Source organism: Arsenophonus sp. ENCA (assembly GCF_002287155.1).
Lineage (GTDB): Bacteria > Pseudomonadota > Gammaproteobacteria > Enterobacterales > Enterobacteriaceae > Arsenophonus > Arsenophonus nilaparvatae.
Genome location: NZ_NHNG01000114.1, coordinates 1 through 2,695, shown reverse-complemented (window position 1 = coordinate 2,695; position 2,695 = coordinate 1). Strand labels below are relative to the sequence as shown.

Below are 2,695 nucleotides of genomic sequence, written 5' to 3'. Positions count from 1 at the left end.
GTAGACCCTTTATTGATGATACCTTCTTACTCCTTAGCGCAGGTCTTTGGAATTTCCATCTCAGAACAGCGTAAAATTTACTTCAATCACCGAAACACCCTTATTTCACTATTAAGCAACACGCTTATAGACAAAAAAAGCCCTTGTGTACTAATTGCCGATGATACATTGATTGCCAAAACACGTAGTAGAAAAATAGAGATGGTTCATTATCAATATTCAGGTAATAAGCATGATGTTATTGCTGGCATAGGTTTGGTTAATTTGCTTTGGCATGATCTGACAAGTGTTGAATCAATTCCTATTGACTATCGTATTTATGATAAAGATTCTGATGGAAAAACAAAAAACACGCACTTTTCCGAAATGCTGGCTCTTGCTAAAAAAAGAGGGATCATGCCAGAAGCGGTAGTGATGGATGCCTGGTATTCTAGCCTAGATAATCTGAAATCAATTCGCTCTCATGGTTGGGTCTGGGTAACCACGCTGAGGAAAAACAGGATTGTTAACCATAATAAACAACTGAACAAGTTAGACATCTCAGAAGAAGGAACTCCAATACACTTACGAGGCTACGGTTGGGTGACTGTTTTCAAATTTACAGCCAAAAACGGCCGTATTGATTACATGGTAACAAACAAAGAGAATCCCACCCGTGAATACGTCAAATCTATCATGGATGCCCGTTGGTCTGTTGAAGTTTATCATCGAGAAGTTAAACAAAATTGTGGTATTGAACGCTGTCAGGCTCGCACGAGCCGAGCGCAAAGAAATCATATTTTTCTCGCTATTTCTGCGTGGTTTGAACAACATAAACGTCGTATATCTGAAAAAATAACCCTTTATCAACAAAATTGGGACGTAATCAAAAATGCTATTGCTGAGCACATCCGTGTTTTATTAGCGTACCCAAATTAGTTTTGTGCGAAACTCGTGACTGATCCCGCTTTCCATGGACTTTATTCTTGCAGAAGAGCCGATACCTTAGCGAAAGCCAGACGTCTCAATAAATCTACACGAGATGCATTTAATCAACAAACCCCGCAAACGCAGGATTTTATCCGTAAGGAGCTTGCTTTACATACCTCGCCAGAAGTTATCAGTGGAAGGCTACGTCACGAGTTTCGCACCAATAAAAAAACGCTCTATTTTTAAGTTTAATTCAGCATGATATATAAATAGTCAAAACCTTATAAATCAAATACAACTTATTGTAATTTAAGAAAATTTATGTTTTTTAGTAACTTGCAGATTAATCATTGCTTTTAAGCCATTTTTAGAATTTTATATGCCTGTGCGAAACTCGTGTTGTATTTAAAATGTTATCCGACCTATGATTTGCAAGGACTTCTTTTTGGTTTAGATAGAACCCGGGTATGTCGCTGGGTAAAAATATTATTGCCGGTTTTAGAGATGACCTTGGGGCGAGAATGTGTTTTGCCCGCTCGTCAAATTCGCTCTGCTGAGGAATTTTTTCGCGCCTTTCCTGGAGTTAAAGACGTCTTTATTGATGGGACAGAGCGACCTGTCCAAAAGCCTAAGAATCTGCGTCGGCGAAAAAAAATGTATTCGGGAAAGAAAAGACAGACCACTCGAAAAGGGCTTATTATGACTGACGAAACAAGGCAAATTGGATTTATCCCCATGAGCAAAAATGGGCGCCGTCACGATAAACGCTTACTCGATAAAGTCGATATAATTCGCCATATTCCTCCTGAGGTAACCATCTGGGCAGATACCGGTTTTCAAGGTATAGATAAACAGCATCCTAATACACAAATCCCAAAAAAAGGAACTCGAAAAAGACCTTTATCGCCTGAACAAAAACAAGAAAATAAAATAATCTCGGGCATCCGTATTACAGTTGAACACGCCATCGCGGGTATCAAGCGCCTCGGTTGCATGACCCAAATTTTACGGAATCGTAGACCCTTTATTGATGATACCTTCTTACTCCTTAGCGCAGGTCTTTGGAATTTCCATCTCAGAACAGCGTAAAATTTACTTCAATCACCGAAACACCCTTATTTCACTATTAAGCAACACGCTTATCGACTTTATCGAGTAAGCGTTTATCGTGACGGCGCCCATTTTTGCTCATGGGGATAAATCCAATTTGCCTTGTTTCGTCAGTCATAATAAGCCCTTTTCGAGTGGTCTGTCTTTTCTTTCCCGAATACATTTTTTTTCGCCGACGCAGATTCTTAGGCTTTTGGACAGGTCGCTCTGTCCCATCAATAAAGACGTCTTTAACTCCAGGAAAGGCGCGAAAAAATTCCTCAGCAGAGCGAATTTGACGAGCGGGCAAAACACATTCTCGCCCCAAGGTCATCTCTAAAACCGGCAATAATATTTTTACCCAGCGACATACCCGGGTTCTATCTAACACGAGTTTCGCACAAAACTAATTTGGGTACGCTAATAAAACACGGATGTGCTCAGCAATAGCATTTTTGATTACGTCCCAATTTTGTTGATAAAGGGTTATTTTTTCAGATATACGACGTTTATGTTGTTCAAACCACGCAGAAATAGCGAGAAAAATATGATTTCTTTGCGCTCGGCTCGTGCGAGCCTGACAGCGTTCAATACCACAATTTTGTTTAACTTCTCGATGATAAACTTCAACAGACCAACGGGCATCCATGATAGATTTGACGTATTCACGGGTGGGATTCTCTTTGTTTGTTACTAT

The 2,695-nt window shown here is 39.9% G+C and carries 5 protein-coding genes; 3 read left to right on the top strand and 2 right to left on the bottom strand.

Features of this window, described 5'->3' with window-relative positions:
- The 3 genes from CBG25_RS03310 to CBG25_RS03300 form a co-directional block, all read left to right on the top strand.
- Positions 1 to 918: transposase (locus CBG25_RS03310; RefSeq protein WP_290604505.1), on the top strand; the 918-nt coding region annotated here is incomplete at its 5' end.
- A gap of 15 nt (positions 919 to 933) precedes the next feature.
- Positions 934 to 1,155: a hypothetical protein gene (locus tag CBG25_RS03305; protein ID WP_290604503.1), complete on the top strand. Its 222-nt coding sequence runs from the start codon at positions 934 to 936 to the stop codon at positions 1,153 to 1,155.
- A 150-nt stretch (positions 1,156 to 1,305) separates the two neighbouring features.
- Positions 1,306 to 1,998 carry a transposase family protein gene (locus CBG25_RS03300; protein WP_290604500.1) on the top strand — a complete coding sequence of 231 codons (693 nt, stop codon included), beginning with the start codon at positions 1,306 to 1,308 and terminating at the stop codon, positions 1,996 to 1,998.
- Positions 1,999 to 2,035: 37 nt separating this feature from the next.
- On the opposite strand, the gene CBG25_RS03295 is transcribed toward CBG25_RS03300, so the two are convergent.
- Both CBG25_RS03295 and CBG25_RS03290 read right to left on the bottom strand, forming a co-directional pair.
- Positions 2,036 to 2,389 (bottom strand): transposase family protein, encoded by a 354-nt coding sequence (locus CBG25_RS03295; protein ID WP_290604498.1) that lies wholly within the window; start codon positions 2,387 to 2,389, stop codon positions 2,036 to 2,038.
- Positions 2,390 to 2,404: 15 nt separating this feature from the next.
- Positions 2,405 to 2,695: transposase (locus tag CBG25_RS03290; RefSeq protein ID WP_290603789.1), on the bottom strand; the 291-nt coding region annotated here is incomplete at its 5' end.